Here is a 16,938-nt window from a genome sequence, read left to right as displayed (position 1 = left end):
ATCGTTTTGCTATTTCGCCACCCGGCCGCTGCCAGCCGAGGAGGACCAGGCCGTTTGAAGCCAGCGCTTCGGCCGGATCCGGGGGCAGGTCTGCCAGTGCGACGCGGCGTCACCTGCGCCCATCCCTGCCGTCCGAGAGACCTCGGTCGGGCGGCGTGTCGAGCGCAGCATACCAGGCTGCATAGTCGGTCTTGTTGACGAGCCGTCGATTGACATCGGGCGAGCCGTCCGTCCACCAGGGCGGACCACGTTCTCCCAGCGCCACCTTGGCACCGTCAACCTCGGCACGGGCGTCGGCAAGAGCCGGGCCGCCCTGCGGCAGGGCCTGTCTGACGGCGCGGCGTGCTGTCATGAGGCGGCTGACGAGACGCTCGCGGGTCTCTGGCGGGAGCGCCGGGTTGCTGGTGCGCCAGAGCCGCCCGCGAACGACGAAGTAGCGGCCGTCGGGCGTTACGGGATAGGGAGGAGTCTGATCGGCCATGATCGTGCAACCTGCGAGAGGCCGATCGGTTCGCTCTGACCCGAAGTCGGTGTGCGGCTACACGAGCGACAGGATATTCAAACGGCATGGCAAAGGCCGCCCCGAAACTTCGCAAGACCCTGTCCCAGGCCAATCTGGTCCATCTGGGCACCGAGCGACTGGCCGCCTTGCTGATGGAGGCGGCTTCCGCCGATCCGGCGCTGAAGAGGAGCCTTCGGCTTGAGATTGCGGCGGAGCTGGGCGCAGAGGATCTCGCCGGAGCCCTCGGCAAGCGGATGGACGAGCTGGCGTCGAGCAGGGCGCGGATATCCTGGCGCAAGCGGCCCGAGCTGCTGCGCGAACTGTCCCGGCTGAGGGTCCTGATCGTGGACCGCCTGGCCGAGGCAAACAGGACGCTGGGGTTTGCCAGCCTGGTGGCATGGGTTGACCTGCTGGACCCCCTCCAGGACCGGACCAAGGATCCCCGGGGCGAATTGCCGGCATTGTTTGCAGCGGGGGCCGGTGATGTGGTGCGCCTGGCCGGGGTGCTGGGTCCGGAGGCTGCGGTACCCGTTCTCCTCGACGCCGTCTCGACCCGCGCTTCGGTCTGGGCAGGCGTGATCGGCGCGGCGGCTGGGGATCTGGACCTCGAGATCGCGAGCGGTCTGCTGGCAGGCCTGACCCGCAGGGGTGTGCCGACTTCGGCACGTCTTTCACCGGTCATCCGCCGTCTCGCCGACCGGACGGGCGCAGTCGATCCCTGGCTCGCAAGTTTCGACGATCGCATGCGTCGGGACCCGGCCATCCTGGTCGAGGGGGCCACGCGACTGGCGAGGGCCGACAGGGCAGCTGAGGCGCGCGAGGCCCTGCAGGCCGCTCTGGAACGCACGCCCCGGAAGGGGATGGGGTGGCGCGCCCCGGAGCCTCCGCCCCAGCGGGACGAGGCCTGGCATTCGGCCGAGATCGCCGTGCTGGACGCGGAGGGCCGCGAAGGTGAGGCCATGCTCTCGCGCTGGGCCCGGTTCGAACGGCTGCTCACCCCGGAGTCCCTGCACGACATCCTGGACCGTCTCGAAGATTTCGACGATGTCGAAGCCACCGACCGCGCCATCGCCTTTGCGACCCAGGCCTTCGACCTCGACCGTGCCCTTGGTTTCCTCATGGCCTGGGGCGCGCTGCGCGAGGCTGCCGGGACGATCTCGCGTCGCCGAAACGAGCTGGGAGGGCGGGCAGATGCCATACCCCTATGGGCTTCGCGTCTGTCCAGCCGTTACCCGCTGGCTGCCGTGCTCCTGTTGCGCGCCCGCGCCAGGGCGCTGGTGTCCCTGTCCGGCTCCCTTCACGCCGAAGGCGTGCAGGAGGCTCTGGACGAGGCTGAGGCGCTGGCGGCATTGCTGCCCGACGACCTGGAGCCCCACACCCGGTTCGTCGACGCCCTGTCGAAGACCAGGGGGGAGCGCTCCAGGCCCGGGAGGCGATAGGGCTCGGCCTTTGTCCTGGCCGTCAGGCTGCGGCATAGGCCTTGATGGCGGCCTCGCAGAAGGCCGGGATGTCATCGGGGTTGCGGGAGGTGACCAGGCCTCCGTCGGTCACGGACGCCTCATCCACCCACTCGGCGCCGGCATTGGTCAGATCCGCCTTCAGCGACGGCCATGAGGTCATGCGCCGACCCTTCACCAGTCCGGCGTCGATGAGCGTCCAGGGACCATGGCAGATCGCCGCGATCGGCTTGCCGGCCTCGCCGAAGGCTTTGACGAAGGCGACGGCGGCATCGTCCAGGCGCAGGGCGTCCGGGCTGATCACACCGCCGGGAAGCAGCAGGCCATCGTAGTCCTCGACGTCTGCGTCGCCGACCTTGATGTCGACGGGCGTCATGTCGCCCTTGTCGTGGTGGTTGAAGCCCTGGATTTCGCCGGCTTCGAGCGACACGACGACGACCTTGGCCCCGGCCGACGTCAAGGCCTCCGCCGGTCTGGTAAGTTCGACCTGCTCGAAACCGTCGGTGGCGAGAACGGCTATGGTCTTGTTGGTCAGGGCTTGCTCGGTCATCGGTGATCCTCGGTTCTGCGGAGGTGGCACAACATCCGGGGGCGCGGGATTGTTCCTGTGTTTCTCCCAATCCCGCGGTCGGTCCTTTCAGCCACAGTGACGCCTCCGGGGTCGATGTCGTCGGAGGACGTCCTTCTTGTCGGCCCGATATTGGCAAGAGTGCGATCGGATCCAGCGACCGCGCGCAATGTTGCGAAGACGACTTAGGAACGCGAGCCGAACTGAGGATTTGTCGAGATATCATCGATCTTTTCAGAGCGTCCGTGTGATCCGCATCGCCTATCGCAGTAAAGCCACCCGGCCGGACCTGGCCGTTGCGGCTCTGGCCGATATCATCGCCGTCTCTGACCAGCTCAACCGGCGGGACGGGCTGAGTGGAGGTCTTCTCGTCAGCCGAGGCCGGTTCTTCCAGGTCCTGGAGGGTGAATCGGTCGATGTGGACCGCGCTCTGGGCCGCATCGGCAAGGACCCCCGTCACAACGATGTGGACGTCGTGTTTCGCTCGGCGGTGACGCGGCGGCTTTTCAGAGACTGGGCCATGGTCGCGGCCCAGGTTACCCCGGACTTCGCCCCTGAGATCGATGCGGCTATCGACGCCTGCGGCCATGCGCCGGTGATGGCCGTCGAGCGTCTGAGGCTCCTCATCGAGCGCCAGCGATGCTGACGCTCGGCAGGGTCACGCTAGGGGGCGGGCCGCGGGGGCAGTTTTTTCACTGAAGCCGAGCCTGCGCGGCTTCAGGGTTCTACTGAACTGATCTGTCGCCGAAAGATCCGACGCTTCCAGACAGCCTCGATGACACCGGCGAGCTGGGCGGCGAGGAAGGCAAAATACAGAATGTAGAGCCCGCCGATATAGCCCCGGGGGAAGAGGGTGGCATCCACCAGCTTGCCGAGGTGGGCCAGGAGGCTGAGCGCCGCGATCCCCCAGATCACGATCAGCCAGCGTCGGTCATATCGGAGGACGAGAGCGGTGATCGCTGCCAGGACGGCGGCGTCGACGGCGGCCACGCCCCACTGCGGGGAGATGAAGTCGCTCCAGTTCTGGAGCAGGGGCGACAGCACGAAGGCGGCCACGGAAACCAGGGCGAGAATGCGAACCGGGCGGTCGCCTTGCCAGAGGGACAGGACGGTGACGAGGACGGTGAGCACCGCGCCGATCTGCTGGATGAGGCTGCTGAACATGGTCCGCCATAGTAGGGGTGGGCAGACCATGTTCAAGCCGTTCAGGTCAGGCTGAGGCCTCGACCAGGTGCAGGGCGGGCATCAGACCGGTCGGTTTGGTGTCTTCGTCCGGCTTGCCGACGCCGGTGCCGTGAAGCGTGGAAGGCTGGACGCCGATCATGGGGGCGGAGGCGGCGAAGGCTGCGTGGGCCACCATGGCATGGCCCCGGGCCTGGCCGACGGCATCGATCATCCGGGCCAGGGCGCTGACGCCTTCATGACCGAGGACGGCGGAGATTCCGTGTTCACGGCGCAGCGCGGCGGTCTGGGCGATCAGCAGCCCGGCCCTCTCCATGGCCGCATCTATCGCGGCCTCGGTTTCGAACAGGGAGGTGGCGAGGGTCTGGGCGAGTTCGCGACGGCGCATGGGAATACCTTCCTCCGCCTTGAGGCGGGATGAGAGTCTGGTTGTTTGGGAATTTCGGGAGGAGGGTCGGCCTAGGGGCGACTGAAGCTGCGGTCGAAGGTCTGGGCGAGATGACCGATCTGCAGGGCGCTGGCGAGCCCGCCGATGATCAGTATGCCCGTCACAACGGCCATCAGCATGGCCTGGACGAGACGTCGGAGCCCGGTGGAGCGGGGCCTCGGGTCAGCCAGTCCCAGTTCTCGGGAGGCAGATCGTTCTCGGGCAGAAGCACGAGCGCTATGCAGATAATCTCGCGCAGCAGATCGAGCCTCGAGAGATAGGGGCTCAGGGAGCGGGTCACGTCGAGAAGGTGATGGACCGACTCCTTCTGCGCCTCGCTCTCGGCCAGGCTGTCGAAGATCGCTTCCAGATCCTCCCACGAGGTCTCCGGCAGGGGTGTGATGGCGTAGGGCACGGGGGCCTCCTCTCGAGGCCCCATCGAGCACATCCTGAAGCGTTTCGGGCAGGGGGAGCGGCTCCCCTTCGTAATCACTGCGAAGTCCCATCCCCAGCAGGCGGACCGCCTCGCGCCGGGACGTCACTCCAAGCTTTCGGGTGGCGTTCTCGATATGTTTGTCGACGGCACGCGGGCCGATGCCGAGATCCCGGGCGATCTCCTTGGACTGTTTGTGGGCCGCGACGCCCGTCAGGCAGGCGCGTTCGCGGGCGGTGAGGCTGTGGACGGCAGCCTCCGTCACGGGTTCGCCCCCCGGGTGATCAGAGTTTGGGCAGGGCGGGGACGAGCGCCGTACGTGCCGGTGGGCACGACCGGGCTGCCGCCAGGAGAGGCTCCCAGGGCGGTGTGTCTCTCGCAGGGTTTCGAGGTGGTCTTAGCGAGGGCCATGGCAGACGCAGCCTAGATCGAGGGGGACCCGCGCGTCCAGCGGCTCCGGTTGCGGCCCGGGCGCAGGGTCTTCCGCAGAGCCACACATCGATGGAGAGCGCTGACCGTGCCCAGCCACCGATGCCGAGGTTCAGGCGGGTGAGACGCTGGAGGTCGAAAGGGTGATCGAGGCGTGCGGCCAGCTCAACCGCGCCGCCGTACCAGGATCTGCATCACGCAGGGTCCAGTCGCCGCCGAGCTGGCGGGCCAGGGCGGCGATGATGCGCAGGCCCAGACTCGTCGGTGCCCCCTTGGCAAGGCCCGACAGCCCCTTTCCGTTGTCGCTGATCTCCAGGGTCCGCCGGCGTCCGTCGTCGTCCAGGCGGATATCGATGTGGCCGGGTCTGTCGGGGAAGGCGTGTTCCAGGGCGTTGTTGACACACTCCAGCATGATCAGGATCACGGGGGTTCCCTCATCGGCCGAGAGCACGGTGCCATTGCCATCGATGGACACGGTCACGTCATCCCGGGCGGCGGCCTGCATGGCGTCGTCGACGACGGATCGCGCCAGGTCCTCGAACGTTGCTGTACGGCCGTCCACTTCCGCGAGACTGCGCTGGATGCTCGCGATGAGGGCCGTGCGCGCCGAGGCGTCCGACAGGGCCTTGCGGGCCCCCGGATCGCTTGTGCTTCGGGCCTCGAGGCTCAGCAGGGCACTGACCACCTGGATGTTGTTGGAGACGCGGTGCTGGACCTCCTTCATCAGGATGTCCCGGCTCTGCGCGAGGGCCTCACTGCGCTCCACCTCCACGGCCAGACGCCGGGTCGCTCCGTCCATGCCGACGATGAAGAAGACATCGACGGCGACCACGAAGGCGTAGAAGCCAAGGGCCACAGCCGTAGCGATGCCAAGCTCGAAACCCATTGGACCGATCCAGAACCACCAGGCGGCCAGGGCCGAGAGTAGCGCCGTCAGGATCGCGGGACGCAGCCCCGCGTAGTAGGCGACCAGCACCACGGCCGGGAAGAAGGTGAGGTAGGGGAAGCCGGGCGGGAACCAGGGCGCAAGGCCGTATCGCAGACCGAAGGCTATCCCCCAGGCCAGGACGGCCAGCAGATAGCCGCGCCAGACAGGGCTGCGAAAGTAGTCCTTGTGCACGCCTGTTCCCCCAGCCGCATGACGGCCCAGCGGTTCAACCATCGTCGTGGTCGCGACGGTTGTCCAGTTGATCCCTGAGACGCGAGGCGTCTTTGTTGACTCCCGATGGGTCACGTTCGCCTCAGGAAGCCAGGTCCTGCGCGCGCCTGATCGGCAGGACGGATCCTGCAGCGTCCCGGCCAGGGTCTGGGCAAGCCTCGGGTCGCCCGGTGAGGGAATGAGGTGGCCGGCTTCAGGACGAGGCACCCCGGCCGGACGGATGGTCTTCGCCGCCAGTCGGGTCTGCGTCAGCATCGGGATTGCGGCCCTGGCTCCGGTCGAACCAGCGCATCACCGGGGTGACCGTGATGCCGTGCAGCAGGATGGACATCAGGCAGATCAGGCCGACGAGGGCCCAGAGCCGGTCGCCGCCCTCGAAGGGCGCGGCGTTCAGCCCATAGGCGAGATAGTAGAAGGACCCCACGCCGCGGATGCCGAAGAAGGCCAGGATCAGCTTTTCACGCAGGGGGCGCCTCAGACCGATGAAGCCGACCATCCCGGCCAGGGGGCGCACGACCAGTACGATCACGACGGCGACCATCACATCGACAGGTCGCAGCGGAGCCAGCAGGCCGCTGACCAGGGCCCCACCGAACAGGACCAGGACGACCATCATGGCCATGCGCTCGATCTGTTCGATGAAGTCGTGCATCTCGACGTGAAACTGGTGATCACGATCCGCATGCCTGAAGGCGAGCGCGGTGATGAACACCGCCAGGAAGCCGTAGCAGTGCAGCATCTCCGTCACGGAGTAGGAGAGGAAGGTGGCCGCCAGGACTATGAACCCGTCGCGCGTCGCCGCCAGTTTGGTGCTGGCGGGAATGGTGAAGGTCAGCCAGCCAAACACCCAGCCTATGAGCCAGCCTACGGCCAGGCCGGCGCCTATTTCCCAGAGGACGCTGTAGGTCAGCCATTCGACAAACCAGTCGGTCTTCTGGCCTGCCGCCACGAGCGCCAGGGCAATGGCCAGGTTTACAAACGGGAAGGCCAGGCCATCATTGAGGCCGGCCTCCGACGTCAGGCCGAACCGCACCTCGTCCTCCCGCCCTTCCTGGGGCGCACCGACCTGGATATCGGAAGCCAGTACGGGGTCGGTCGGTGCCAGGGTTCCGGCGAGAAGAATCGCTCCCGCAAGCCCCAGACCCAGAACCGTCCAGCCCAGCACCACGATCGCCACGATCGACAGCATCATGGTGATACCCAGCAGGCGCCAGGTCACGCCCCAGCGCTTCAGGTTGAAGATCCGGTCGATCTTCAGGCCCGCGCCCATCAGGGCGATGATCACCACAAACTCGGTGAGCCGTTCGGTGATGTCCGGATAGGCCTGCGGCAGCGGATCGAACCCCACCTGCGGCAGGCTGAACAGGCCGGCCCCCAGCACAACGCAGACGATCGGCAGCGACAGCGGGGCCCGCCGGAACACCAGGGGCAGCCAGGCCACCAGCGCAATCAGGGCCCCGACCACGAACAGCATGAGGATGTAGGGATCGGGCATTGGGGTGCGCTCTTGAAGGCGTCTCGCTTAATGCGGCAGAACCCATGTGGTTACGAGGGGCAGGGACATTAGGCGGACCCGGTGCGCGTATGGGCTGTGTCGAGCTTCGGTTCAGGCCGTCACCCCAGGATTGACCTGGCCGTCGCGACGCGCGGGCCTGCCGTCATTCGTGTGGGTACAGGCAGTGTGCTCGTCCATCGGCGAAAGTGAGTCTGGGCCTGACCCAGTCCTGACAAGGCCCATGGCTGTCGAAGCGGTTCCTGACCCTGGCCTTGTTCGCGTGTCAGGGTTTAGTCCGTCAGATCTATCCAGACCGGGGCGTGGTCGCTGGCCCCGGCGTGCGCCCGTACGTCGCGGTCAACGCCAGCGTCGTTGAGCCGCTCGGCGAGGGCCGGGCTCAGCAGCAGATGGTCGATCCGCCAGCCTGAGTCCCGGTCCCAGGCATTCCGCAGATACGACCAGAAGGTCCACTGGGGATCGTGCGGATAGCGCTCAGCCAGCGCATCGGACCAGCCCTGGTCGAGAAGATCGGCGAACGACTGCCGGGGCTCCGGCTGCAGCAGGGCGTTCTCGCGCCAGGACGCAGGATTGTAGATGTCCCGGTCGGTGGGGACGATATTGTAGTCCCCGCACAGGACAGCCGGTACGCCCGCCTCCACCAGCCTGCCGGCATGGGCCACCAGCCGGTCGCACCAGCGCATCTTGTAGTCGAACTTCGGCCCGGGCCGCGGATTGCCATTGGGCAGGTAGAGGCAGCCAACCAGGATGCCGGCGACGGCCGCCTCGATGTACCGGCTCTGCTGGTCCTGCCCCGCTCCGGGGAGGGATCGGCGCGTGACGATCGGCTCGCCAATCCGGGACAGGATCGCCACGCCGTTCCAGCGCGCCTCCCCGAGCCAGACGGACTGATAGCCCAGCGCTGCCAGCGCCGCGTCGGGGAATGTACGCTGCGGGGTCTTGAGCTCCTGCAGGCAGACGATGTCAGGGCCGGTCTCGGTCAGCCAGTCTGTCAGCCGTTCAAGACGACTGTTGATCCCGTTGATGTTGAAGGTCGCAATCCGCACGGCCCCTACCGACCGTTCCGCAATGGGCTCAGCAGGGGTGACGGCGCATCAGGGAGCCGGTCGCAGCCTGGGGTTGGACGGCGGGATGGCCCGGTGGGGCAGGCGTGCAGGAGGCGCGCCAGCCGGGCCGGACAGGCTTTCACGGTTCGATCCAGCCGCGGGTCCGCATCTCCAGCCGTCCACGGGGGTCTGCGGAGAAGCCGAGGACGACGGTCCGGCGGCCGGAAGCGGGGAGGTAATCGACGAGCGCCGCAGCCGTCTCGTCTCCGAGACGGCCCTCGATCTCGACCTCCGCGGCCGTCTCGCCGCCCAGGTTCCTGGCCTCGATCTCGGCCAGCCACTGACCTTGGGAGGGGCGTGTCCCGATCAGCCGCAGCTGTACGTCCGGGTCCTCGACTTCGGAGGTGGCGCGCCAGAGGATCACGCCCAGGCATCCGAGGACGAGCACGATGCCCAGACCGCCCATGGCCCAGGCGAGCCAGGGAGGATCGGGTGCCTTGCTTGTGCTGCCCGGTTTCGACGCAGGGGGTCTGGAAGGCTTTCGGGTCATCAGATCAGCAGACGTGCAGAGGCGGCGCCAATGGCACCGGGAAAGCCCAGGACGATCAGGGCGTCGACCGTGGCGGGGAGGCTATGGCCGTCAAGCGCCCCGAAGATCCACAGGACGAAGGCACAGGTCAGCAGAACCAGTCCGTACCCCGCGAGGGTGAAGTGGATGAAGGCGGACACGGGATGGCCCTGTTCCTCCTGGCCTGCGAAGCCGGCCATGTAGACGATCGCATGCATCAGCCCCAGGGACAGGACCATGAGCGCGATCGCCTGCCATGGGCCCATCATATAGCTGATCAGCCGGGCCTCCTCGGTGGGCGCGATGTTCAGGGCCAGGAAGAGCGCACCGGCCACCATCAGGAAGAGCTCGCCGGGGTAGCGCGCCTCACCTTCGTCCTCGCTGGTGCGATCCGTGCCGAACTGGCGGCGTGCGAGAAGGGCCCCCATGGCCGCGGGGACGACCTGCAGGGCGACCTGACCTGTCGTAACGCCCGGGGAGGCGGCGTCCTGAAACACGCCGAAAAGCGCCAGCAGGATGCAGACGCTGACAAAGCCGACGGCCAGGGCGGCAAAGACCTCGAGAGCCGCCAGGCTCAGGCTGCGGGCAGGCGTGAAACCGGCGAAGTGGGCCAGTCCGAACAAGAGCGGAAGGGAGCTCAGCAGGAAGATGGCCAGCCGGGTCCCGTCAAGCGTGAGACCGTAGTTCCACATCTCCATGGTCATCAGCAGTGGCAGGCCGAACAGCAGGGCCCCGCCGAAGGCCCGGCCCAGGTCACGGGCATAGGCGAGGTTGGCCCGGTCCTGCAGCAGCGCTTGTGTCATGTCACCCGAACGCGTCCTGACCCAGGTGGCTCCCTCAACCGTTGCCGACAGCGAGAGTTTCCGCCTTCAATCGGGGCTGGCGGCCCTTCGCCGTACCTCGGAGAGGCGTCGACGAAGCACTTGCCATCCCCCGGTCGACCCGCGCGAGACAGACGCCCGGTACAGCGTCCCCGTTAGTGCGGCAGCAGCACCACCTTCGTCCATTCGTTCTGGTTTTCCTTGAAGTTCTTGTAGCCCTCGGCGGCCTGCTCGAGCGGCAGGCGATGGCTGATCAGGTCCGTGGTGTCGATCCTGCCTTCCAGGATCATCTGCAGCAGCTGGGGCAGGTAGTTCTGGACGTGGGTCTGGCCGGTCTTGAGCGTCAGCCCCTTTTCCATGAAGGCCCCGACCGGCCATTTGTCCGCCATGCCGCCATAGACGCCCGGCACAGACACCGTGCCGCCCTTGCGGACGGCCATGATGGTCTCTCGAAGGACGTGGGTCCGGTCCGTCCCCAGTCGGGTGGTGGTCTTGATGGCGTCGATGATATTGTCGGGAGAGAAGCCATGGCTTTCCATGCCGACGGCGTCGATGCAGCTGTCGGGGCCTATGCCCGCCGTCATCTCGGCCAGGGCCTCGCGCACCTTGACCTCATGGTAGTTGAGGACCTCGGCACCGTTGGCCCTGGCCAGTTCGAGGCGACGCGGATGGTGGTCGATGGCGATGACCCGTCCCGCGCCCTGTAGAATGGCGCTCTTGATGGCGAACAGTCCCACGGGTCCGCAGCCCCAGATGGCGACCGTATCACCCGGCTGGATCTGGCAGTTCTCCGCCGCCATCCATCCGGTCGGAAAGATGTCGGAGAGGAAGAGGACGCGTTCGTCCTCGATCCCGTCCGGAATCTTGATCGGCCCATAGTCCGAATAGGGGACGCGGACGTATTCAGCCTGCCCTCCGGCATAGCCGCCGGTCAGGTGGGAATAGCCGAAGGCTCCCGTCATGGCATAGCCATAGGCGATCTCGGAGGCGTCAGCCTTCTCCGCCGGATTGGAGTTGTCGCAGGCGGCCGGCATCCTGTGGTCGCAGAAGAAGCACTGGCCGCAGGCGATCACGAAGGGCACAACCACCCGGTCGCCGACCTTCAGGGTCGTGTTTTCCTTGCCGACCTCCTCGACGATGCCCATGAACTCATGGCCGAGGATGTCCCCGTTCGACATGCCGGGGATATAGCTGTCGTAGAGGTGAAGGTCCGACCCGCAGATGGCGGTTGCGGTAACCTTGATGATCGCATCCCGGGGATTGACGATCTGCGGATCGGGGACGGTGTCCACCTTGACGTTGTGCTTGCCGTGCCAGGTCAGTGCGCGCATGGCGGGGTCCTTGTTCTGCGATAGGCCGAGAGGGAATGTCAGAGGTGGCGGGGGCCGCGGGGTGCCGCATCCGGGGCCCTGGAGGTCGAGACCTCACCGGTCTCCATCAGCTGTTTGAAGCGCCGCAGCTCGCGCCGCGCCTGGACCCTGGGTTCCCGCTGAAGGACCTTGGCCACCGCCTTGCCGACCACGCCGGCGGGCGGGTCGTAGCTGATGAAGAGCCGCACTTCCGTACCGCGTCCGAAGGCATTGTCCTTGAAGCTGACCCACCCCTCATGGTCGATGTCGGACCCCTCGGTGGAGGTCCAGGCGATCCGCTCGCCGGGCAGGTCCTCGGTGATCAGACTGTCGAGCTCGATGTCCTGGCCGGCCGGTCCGGCGATCACCCACGTCGAGCGGGTGTCGTCGATCACGCGGACCGACTTCACATTCTCCATGAAGTGCGGCAGGCGCTCGAGGTCGCGCCAGGCCGCATAGAGCTCCGCCCGCGGACGGTTGATCATGACGGCCCGCAGGCTCGGGGACGCATGGTCCCCCTCGATCCGGTCGTGGTCGAGGAAGGCGGTGGAGGCTAGGTCGGCATCCGTGGACTGGGGCTCTTGGGACATGGGTGCTCCGTGTGTCGGACTGTTCCAATCCCTGCCTCGAGCCCCGGTTCCAGCGGGGCAATATGGAACCGCGCCCCGTCAGATCAGGTTGGCCCAGTCAGCGGTTAACAGGAGAATTGCTGTGTCGGATAACGGACTTGCGTCGACCCCCACTCGGCCACTCGCCCTCGTGACGGGTGCCTCTTCCGGCATCGGACTGGAGCTGGCGCGTCTGTTCGCTAAGGACGGCTACGACCTGATGCTCTGTGCGGACAGGCCCCTGAACGAGGCGAGGGAGACCCTGGGCCGCAGTGGGGTGGTGGTCGACACCTTGGAGGTGGATCTTGCGACCGAGGACGGTGTCCAGGTCCTGTACGATCGGCTTGAAGGCCGTCCGGTCGATGCCCTGGCCGCCAATGCCGGCCATGGCCTGGGCGAAGGTTTTCTGGACCAGGCCTTTGAGGACATCGCCCATGTGATCGGCACCAACATCACCGGAACCACCAGGCTCCTTCATCTGGTCGGCCGGGACATGCGGGCACGCGGCAGCGGCCGCATCCTGCTGACGGGCTCGATCGCCGGACTGATGCCGGGCAGTTTCCAGGCCGTCTACAACGCCTCCAAGGCCTATGTGGACAGCCTGTCCTTCGCCCTGCGCAATGAGCTGAAGGACACGGGCGTCAGCGTGACCGTCCTGATGCCGGGGCCGACCGAAACGGAGTTCTTCGAGCGGGCGGGGATGCAGGACACGGTCGTCGGCAAGGCCGACAAGATGCAGGCCGACAAGGTTGCCGAAATCGGCTACCGGGCCATGCTGCGCGGTGACGGCGATGTCGTGGCCGGCATGATGAACAAGGTCCAGGCGGCCACGGCCGCTGTGCTGCCCCAGACCGCCCTGGCCGAAATGCATCGCAAACAGGCGGAGCCGGGTGGCGGTGCCTGAGGCCGGATGGTCTGCTTCCGAGGCCGAACGGATGTCCGATCTGCCGGTCGTGACCCTCCTCGGAGATTCCATCAGCGCCGGCTTCGGCCTGCCCGCGGCGTCCGCCCTGCCGGTAAGGCTCGAGGTGGCGATCAGCCGCCTTGGTCAGCGCGTGCGGGTCTTCGGCGCGGGTGTCTCGGGCGATACGACCGCGGACGGACTGCGCCGTCTGGCCCGTGACGTCCCGGCCGGGACCCGGCTGTGTGTGGTGGCGCTCGGAGCCAATGATCTGATGCAGATGCTGCGTCCTGCGGACACGGCCCGGACGCTGGACGAGATCATCGAGCGATTGAAGGCCCGAAATATCGACGTCCTGCTGTGCGGCATGCGAGCCCCGCCGTGGGCTGGAGCCTGGGGCCAGGCCTTCGAGGCCGTGTTCGGCCAGGTCGCCCAGCGGCATGGGGTCGCCTTCTACCCCTTCCTGCTGGAAGGGATGGCTCTGGATCCGGCCTTCACCCTGCCGGATCGTCTTCACCCCAATGCGGCCGGCATCGACGTCATCGCGCGGGGCCTCGCCCCGGTAGTGGTCGCGGCTCTGCGGCATGCCGCGAGACCCGTGACCGGAAATCTGTCCTGACCGGGCGGAATCACCGGCCGTCCATGCCACCATTCGGGCTCAGCGGCATTGAGGCGTCATGAGATCAACGATCGCCTTTGTCGGTGCGGGGCCGACGACCCTCTATACCTTGGCCGCCTTCTTGGAGGCTGGTGGCCGCGACATCGACGTCACGGTGTTCGAATCCGAACCTACGGCAGGCCCGGGCTCCCCCTACCGGTCCGGCTGGAACGATCCCGTGCTGCTGGCCAACATCGCGAGTATCGAAATCCCGCCCGTGACGGAAACCCTGTCGGCCTGGCTGCGCCGGCAGGACGCCGAGACCCTGGTGACCTTCGGCCTGCGGGCCGACACCATCGACGACCGTGGCATCTATCCGCGCGTGGTGCTCGGCCGGTTCCTCGCGGACCAGCTTGTCGCCCTCGTCGGGAAGGCGGCAGGGCAGGGCGTCAGTATCACGGTGAGATCGCGCTGCCGGGTCGCGGATGTCAGCGCCGACCCCGCCGGGATGCGCCTCTCCATCGTCGATGACGGCCGGCCGGCGGTCGATCTCGTCTTCGACCAGGTCGTTCTGGCCACGGGACACCAGTGGCCCGCCGGCATCAGGCCGCGTGACGGCTATCATCTCACCCCCTGGCCATCCTCGACCCTGGCCCGCATCCCGGCGGTCCCGGTCGGCATCCTGGGATCGTCGCTGACGGCCATAGACGCGGCCGTCGCCCTGGCGATGGCGCACGGGGACTTCATCGAGCCGGACGCCTCGGGCGATGACGGGGGGATGCAGTACCGGGTGCGGCCCGGGTCTGAAGGCCTGAGCCTGACCATGATGTCGCGGCGCGGGCTTCTGCCCGAGGCGGACGTCTTCTCCCCCCTGCCGCCAGAGCCCCCGGTCGTAATGACCCCGGAGGCCCTGGTGGAGGTGGCCGCTGGCCCGGTGGAAGGTCGGCTGGACCGTGCCTTTGCCCTCTTCAGGCGCGAGATGGCCCTGAGCGATCCGGAGTATACCCGGGAGGTCGGGCTGGAAACGTCGACCCCGGAGACGTTCGCGACCGCCTATTTTGCGCGCCGGGCCGATGTCGATCCGTTCGACTGGGCGGCCGAAAACCTTGCCGAAGCGCGCCGGAATATGGCCCAGGGAATTACCATCGGCTGGCGCTATGCCCTGCTGCGGTTGCACGAGGTCTTTGCCCTGATCGTTCCCCACCTGGACGCTGCCCAGTTCGACCGGTTCAACCGGTCGCTCAAGCCGGTCTTCGTGGACAGCTACGGAGCCGTGCCCCATCGCTCCATCGCGCGCCTCCTTGCCCTGCACCGGGCCGGACGTCTTCAGGTGAAAGCCCTGGGCGAGACCTACACCATTGATCGGGAGACACCGCTGTCCGGAGCGATCGTCCAGACCGGCGGGGAAAGGCGGCACTTCCCGGTCTTCGTCGAGGCGACCGGACAGCGGGCGCTCTCCGGCCTGCAGTTCCCCTTTCTGTCGCTGCTGTCCCAAGGCCTGATCCGCGACGAGGTCGAGGAAGGTTCGGGCGACAGCGTGCGCGGGATCGCGATCGACGACACCTTCCGGCCGGTGTCGGACCATCCCGCCGCGCACAGGCTCTTCTGCCTCGGGCTGCCCTTCATCATGGGTCGACATCCCTTCATCCAGGGCATTACCAGCTCCCACAGGATGGGGCAGGTGGTCGGTCGCGAACTTGTGCAGGCGTCGCAGCGACGCCTCGATCCCTCACCCCGCCGCACCCCGGAGGCCGCATGACCCCCAAACTCTTCGCGATCTACATCGGGGGTGAGCATCCGCACGCCAATATCGAGGTGCATGACATACGCTTCGTTGTCGCCCCGACGATCGAGGCCACGCATGAAAGCCTGAGGGCGCAGTGGTGGGGACGGCCGGGCAGCCTGCATATCGACGGCTGGGCCGAGATCGATCAGGCGGACGGCTATCGCATCAGCCTTCGACCGGAGCCGTTCGAGGGTCCGGCCCGGCTCTACTATGTGAACCTGGGCGGCTATGACGACGAGGATTTCGTCGAACGGCATCGCAATGTCTTCGTGGTGGCCGACACCCTGGCTGGAGCCAAGTCGAGGGCCCTGAAACGCGCCCGCGGCTGGACGGCCCCCCACCGGGACGATCTTTACGAAGCCGAACAGGCCTTTGCCCTCGATGAGGCAGCGGGCGAGGCGCGCCTGCACATTCATCTGGAACCCGATATCGGGGCAGGCGATCCTGCGTTCAGCTGCGCCTACACGCCTATTCGTGCACGTCCGGCCCGCTAGGAGCGGAGATCGGGAGCCGGGCGACCTCAGGCCTTCGCTGGCCAGTTGTCGGGGGCAATCGGTGTGCGTGCGCCCAGCACGGTCGCGGATACATGGCTGCGGATGCCGTCTGCACAAAGGTCGAACTCGCCCGCATCAAGCGCATGCAGGGTCTCTCCGACCCCGCCGAGGCCCCCCACGCTCACAACCAGGTAGGCGGGTGCGGCGTCGTCGCACCTCATCATGATCTCCGTGATCTGACCCAGGCGGGAGCCGTCCGGTCCGGTGACCGTGCCACCGATCAGGGAGCCGAGCGGAGCGAGGGTCGATGAAGCGGCCCTGGCGCTGCGGGCGCTGGCGCGCTGTCCGCCGCGCTCATAGCGGGCCCGGCGACCGAGCCAGCGCCAGATGCCCAGACCATTGACGAGGGTGAGGAAGCCATTGGCCCAGAGGAGATTGGGCTGATCGGTGGTCAGGGCCACAATGCACCAGCAGATCGACCCCACCAGAAAGACGACAAACCCCCAGCCCGTGACACGGGCCCCAAGGTTGGAGGCCGTCATGACGGCGGCAAGGGCGGTGGTGAAAGGCGCGATCCAGCCGGCGATGTCGGACAAGGGCAGGCTCCGGAAGAACCCGGATACTGCCGGGACAGGCGCACCCGCCCGAGGATCCGCGCGGAGACAGCAAACGCAGGAATGAGGATCCCGCTCCCAATGTTAGCGGGGCGGCATAGCGAACGGTGTCCCGGCAGGTCTGTGTCGCCGGGCACGTCCGAAGGGGACGATCGTCCGTGCAAGGCTGGGGGGCGTCAGTAACCCACGACGGTCGGCAGCGACTGCCAGATGACCGAGATCAGGGCGAGCAGCGCACCGAGCCGGGCCAGAGTATTGGCCAGATCGATGGTATCCGTCCCGTCGTCGGCACGGCGGAGCGCGTGGATGAGCATTCCGAGGGCGAGCATGGCGCAGAGGGCGCTGAACCCCAGACCGACCAGACGCCAGGTGGGGGCGTCAGCAGCGGAGACCACGTCCCCGATGCTGGCGATCGCATAGACCCCGACGAAATGGACCGCCCAGACGAGCAGCCCTCCCAGCATGTAGAGCCAGCGCTGCATC

General features: G+C 67.1%; 20 protein-coding genes and 1 pseudogene. 6 read left to right on the top strand and 15 right to left on the bottom strand.

The genetic code is table 11. From position 1 onward, the window contains the following. Positions 1-109 precede the first annotated feature (109 nt). Entirely contained in the window at positions 110-481 is a 372-nt protein-coding gene (locus AC4PRM_RS09835) for a hypothetical protein (RefSeq protein ID WP_492039705.1), read from the bottom strand. An 86-nt stretch (positions 482-567) separates the two neighbouring features. On the opposite strand from AC4PRM_RS09835, the gene AC4PRM_RS09830 reads away from it, so the two are divergent. Next, on the top strand, positions 568-1,941 hold the full coding sequence (locus tag AC4PRM_RS09830) for a DUF6880 family protein (RefSeq protein ID WP_492039704.1): 1,374 nt from the start codon (positions 568-570) through the stop codon (positions 1,939-1,941). Between the two features lie 22 nt (positions 1,942-1,963). On the opposite strand, the gene AC4PRM_RS09825 is transcribed toward AC4PRM_RS09830, so the two are convergent. Further along, on the bottom strand, positions 1,964-2,509 hold the full coding sequence (locus AC4PRM_RS09825) for a type 1 glutamine amidotransferase domain-containing protein (protein ID WP_492039703.1): 546 nt from the start codon (positions 2,507-2,509) through the stop codon (positions 1,964-1,966). Positions 2,510-2,774: 265 nt separating this feature from the next. Here AC4PRM_RS09825 and AC4PRM_RS09820 point away from each other — a divergent pair, with 265 nt between their 5' ends. After that, entirely contained in the window at positions 2,775-3,173 is a 399-nt protein-coding gene (locus tag AC4PRM_RS09820; RefSeq protein ID WP_492039702.1) for a BLUF domain-containing protein, read from the top strand. Positions 3,174-3,244: 71 nt separating this feature from the next. Here the strand turns inward: AC4PRM_RS09820 and AC4PRM_RS09815 are convergent, their stop codons facing one another. The 11 genes and pseudogenes from AC4PRM_RS09815 to AC4PRM_RS09765 all read right to left on the bottom strand — a co-directional run bounded on the left by AC4PRM_RS09815 (position 3,245) and on the right by AC4PRM_RS09765 (position 12,044). Further along, positions 3,245-3,691, bottom strand: coding sequence for a hypothetical protein (locus tag AC4PRM_RS09815; RefSeq protein WP_492039701.1), 447 nt, complete (start codon positions 3,689-3,691; stop codon positions 3,245-3,247). Between the two features lie 46 nt (positions 3,692-3,737). Then, complete coding sequence (locus tag AC4PRM_RS09810; protein WP_492039700.1) at positions 3,738-4,097, bottom strand: hypothetical protein; 360 nt, start codon at positions 4,095-4,097, stop codon at positions 3,738-3,740. A 172-nt stretch (positions 4,098-4,269) separates the two neighbouring features. Beyond that, positions 4,270-4,551, bottom strand: coding sequence for a hypothetical protein (locus AC4PRM_RS09805; RefSeq protein ID WP_373258445.1), 282 nt, complete (start codon positions 4,549-4,551; stop codon positions 4,270-4,272). 109 nt (positions 4,552-4,660) lie between these two features. After that, positions 4,661-4,834: pseudogene (locus tag AC4PRM_RS09800) on the bottom strand (response regulator transcription factor); the annotation flags it as partial. 276 nt (positions 4,835-5,110) lie between these two features. Beyond that, positions 5,111-6,118, bottom strand: a complete 1,008-nt coding sequence (locus tag AC4PRM_RS09795) for a sensor histidine kinase (protein WP_492039699.1) — start codon at positions 6,116-6,118, stop codon at positions 5,111-5,113. Between the two features lie 232 nt (positions 6,119-6,350). After that, positions 6,351-7,652: a cation:proton antiporter gene (locus AC4PRM_RS09790; RefSeq protein ID WP_492039698.1), complete on the bottom strand. Its 1,302-nt coding sequence runs from the start codon at positions 7,650-7,652 to the stop codon at positions 6,351-6,353. A 290-nt stretch (positions 7,653-7,942) separates the two neighbouring features. Next, the gene (locus tag AC4PRM_RS09785) at positions 7,943-8,716 is read right to left on the bottom strand and encodes an exodeoxyribonuclease III (RefSeq protein WP_492039697.1); all 774 of its coding nucleotides are present in this window, start codon (positions 8,714-8,716) and stop codon (positions 7,943-7,945) included. 139 nt (positions 8,717-8,855) lie between these two features. Next, entirely contained in the window at positions 8,856-9,266 is a 411-nt protein-coding gene (locus AC4PRM_RS09780) for a hypothetical protein (protein WP_492039696.1), read from the bottom strand. Then, positions 9,266-10,087 (bottom strand): TIGR02587 family membrane protein, encoded by an 822-nt coding sequence (locus tag AC4PRM_RS09775; RefSeq protein WP_492039695.1) that lies wholly within the window; start codon positions 10,085-10,087, stop codon positions 9,266-9,268. Before AC4PRM_RS09775 ends, AC4PRM_RS09780 begins: the two co-directional genes overlap by 1 nt. A 173-nt stretch (positions 10,088-10,260) precedes the next feature. Beyond that, positions 10,261-11,436 carry a zinc-dependent alcohol dehydrogenase gene (locus AC4PRM_RS09770; protein ID WP_492039694.1) on the bottom strand — a complete coding sequence of 392 codons (1,176 nt, stop codon included), beginning with the start codon at positions 11,434-11,436 and terminating at the stop codon, positions 10,261-10,263. A gap of 38 nt (positions 11,437-11,474) precedes the next feature. Further along, a complete protein-coding gene (locus tag AC4PRM_RS09765) occupies positions 11,475-12,044 on the bottom strand; it encodes an SRPBCC family protein (protein ID WP_492039693.1) in 570 nt (189 codons plus the stop codon). Between the two features lie 169 nt (positions 12,045-12,213). Between AC4PRM_RS09765 and AC4PRM_RS09760 the strand changes: the two genes are divergently transcribed. Genes AC4PRM_RS09760 through AC4PRM_RS09745 form a run of 4 tightly spaced genes read left to right on the top strand, consistent with a single transcriptional unit; the run spans position 12,214 to position 15,841 of the window. Then, positions 12,214-12,966, top strand: a complete 753-nt coding sequence (locus AC4PRM_RS09760) for an SDR family NAD(P)-dependent oxidoreductase (RefSeq protein ID WP_492039692.1) — start codon at positions 12,214-12,216, stop codon at positions 12,964-12,966. Between the two features lie 31 nt (positions 12,967-12,997). Next, positions 12,998-13,582 carry an arylesterase gene (locus tag AC4PRM_RS09755; protein WP_492039691.1) on the top strand — a complete coding sequence of 195 codons (585 nt, stop codon included), beginning with the start codon at positions 12,998-13,000 and terminating at the stop codon, positions 13,580-13,582. Between the two features lie 58 nt (positions 13,583-13,640). Then, positions 13,641-15,320, top strand: coding sequence for an FAD/NAD(P)-binding protein (locus AC4PRM_RS09750; protein WP_492039690.1), 1,680 nt, complete (start codon positions 13,641-13,643; stop codon positions 15,318-15,320). After that, positions 15,317-15,841: a DUF1543 domain-containing protein gene (locus AC4PRM_RS09745; RefSeq protein WP_492039689.1), complete on the top strand. Its 525-nt coding sequence runs from the start codon at positions 15,317-15,319 to the stop codon at positions 15,839-15,841. Before AC4PRM_RS09750 ends, AC4PRM_RS09745 begins: the two co-directional genes overlap by 4 nt. A 26-nt stretch (positions 15,842-15,867) precedes the next feature. Here AC4PRM_RS09745 and AC4PRM_RS09740 read toward each other — a convergent pair whose 3' ends face one another. Then, the gene (locus tag AC4PRM_RS09740; RefSeq protein ID WP_492039688.1) at positions 15,868-16,437 is read right to left on the bottom strand and encodes a hypothetical protein; all 570 of its coding nucleotides are present in this window, start codon (positions 16,435-16,437) and stop codon (positions 15,868-15,870) included. 194 nt (positions 16,438-16,631) lie between these two features. Next, a complete protein-coding gene (locus AC4PRM_RS09735; RefSeq protein WP_492039687.1) occupies positions 16,632-16,937 on the bottom strand; it encodes a hypothetical protein in 306 nt (101 codons plus the stop codon). Position 16,938 lies beyond the last annotated feature (1 nt).

It is taken from the genome of Brevundimonas sp. DW-iso22 (assembly GCF_058725425.1).
Note: the sequence above shows the minus strand (reverse complement) of the source record. Positions and strands in the feature narration are given on the sequence as shown.

Bases quoted from the DNA above. Each gene is read 5' to 3' on its own strand.
- AC4PRM_RS09835 (WP_492039705.1), bottom strand. From the start codon at position 481: ATGGCCGATCAGACTCCTCCCTATCCCGTAACGCCCGACGGCCGCTAC.
- AC4PRM_RS09830 (WP_492039704.1), top strand. From the start codon at position 568: ATGGCAAAGGCCGCCCCGAAACTTCGCAAGACCCTGTCCCAGGCCAAT.
- AC4PRM_RS09825 (WP_492039703.1), bottom strand. From the start codon at position 2,509: ATGACCGAGCAAGCCCTGACCAACAAGACCATAGCCGTTCTCGCCACC.
- AC4PRM_RS09815 (WP_492039701.1), bottom strand. From the start codon at position 3,691: ATGTTCAGCAGCCTCATCCAGCAGATCGGCGCGGTGCTCACCGTCCTC.
- AC4PRM_RS09810 (WP_492039700.1), bottom strand. From the start codon at position 4,097: ATGCGCCGTCGCGAACTCGCCCAGACCCTCGCCACCTCCCTGTTCGAA.
- AC4PRM_RS09790 (WP_492039698.1), bottom strand. From the start codon at position 7,652: ATGCCCGATCCCTACATCCTCATGCTGTTCGTGGTCGGGGCCCTGATT.
- AC4PRM_RS09780 (WP_492039696.1), bottom strand. From the start codon at position 9,266: ATGACCCGAAAGCCTTCCAGACCCCCTGCGTCGAAACCGGGCAGCACA.
- AC4PRM_RS09775 (WP_492039695.1), bottom strand. From the start codon at position 10,087: ATGACACAAGCGCTGCTGCAGGACCGGGCCAACCTCGCCTATGCCCGT.
- AC4PRM_RS09770 (WP_492039694.1), bottom strand. From the start codon at position 11,436: ATGCGCGCACTGACCTGGCACGGCAAGCACAACGTCAAGGTGGACACC.
- AC4PRM_RS09765 (WP_492039693.1), bottom strand. From the start codon at position 12,044: ATGTCCCAAGAGCCCCAGTCCACGGATGCCGACCTAGCCTCCACCGCC.
- AC4PRM_RS09755 (WP_492039691.1), top strand. From the start codon at position 12,998: ATGTCCGATCTGCCGGTCGTGACCCTCCTCGGAGATTCCATCAGCGCC.
- AC4PRM_RS09750 (WP_492039690.1), top strand. From the start codon at position 13,641: ATGAGATCAACGATCGCCTTTGTCGGTGCGGGGCCGACGACCCTCTAT.
- AC4PRM_RS09745 (WP_492039689.1), top strand. From the start codon at position 15,317: ATGACCCCCAAACTCTTCGCGATCTACATCGGGGGTGAGCATCCGCAC.
- AC4PRM_RS09735 (WP_492039687.1), bottom strand. From the start codon at position 16,937: ATGCAGCGCTGGCTCTACATGCTGGGAGGGCTGCTCGTCTGGGCGGTC.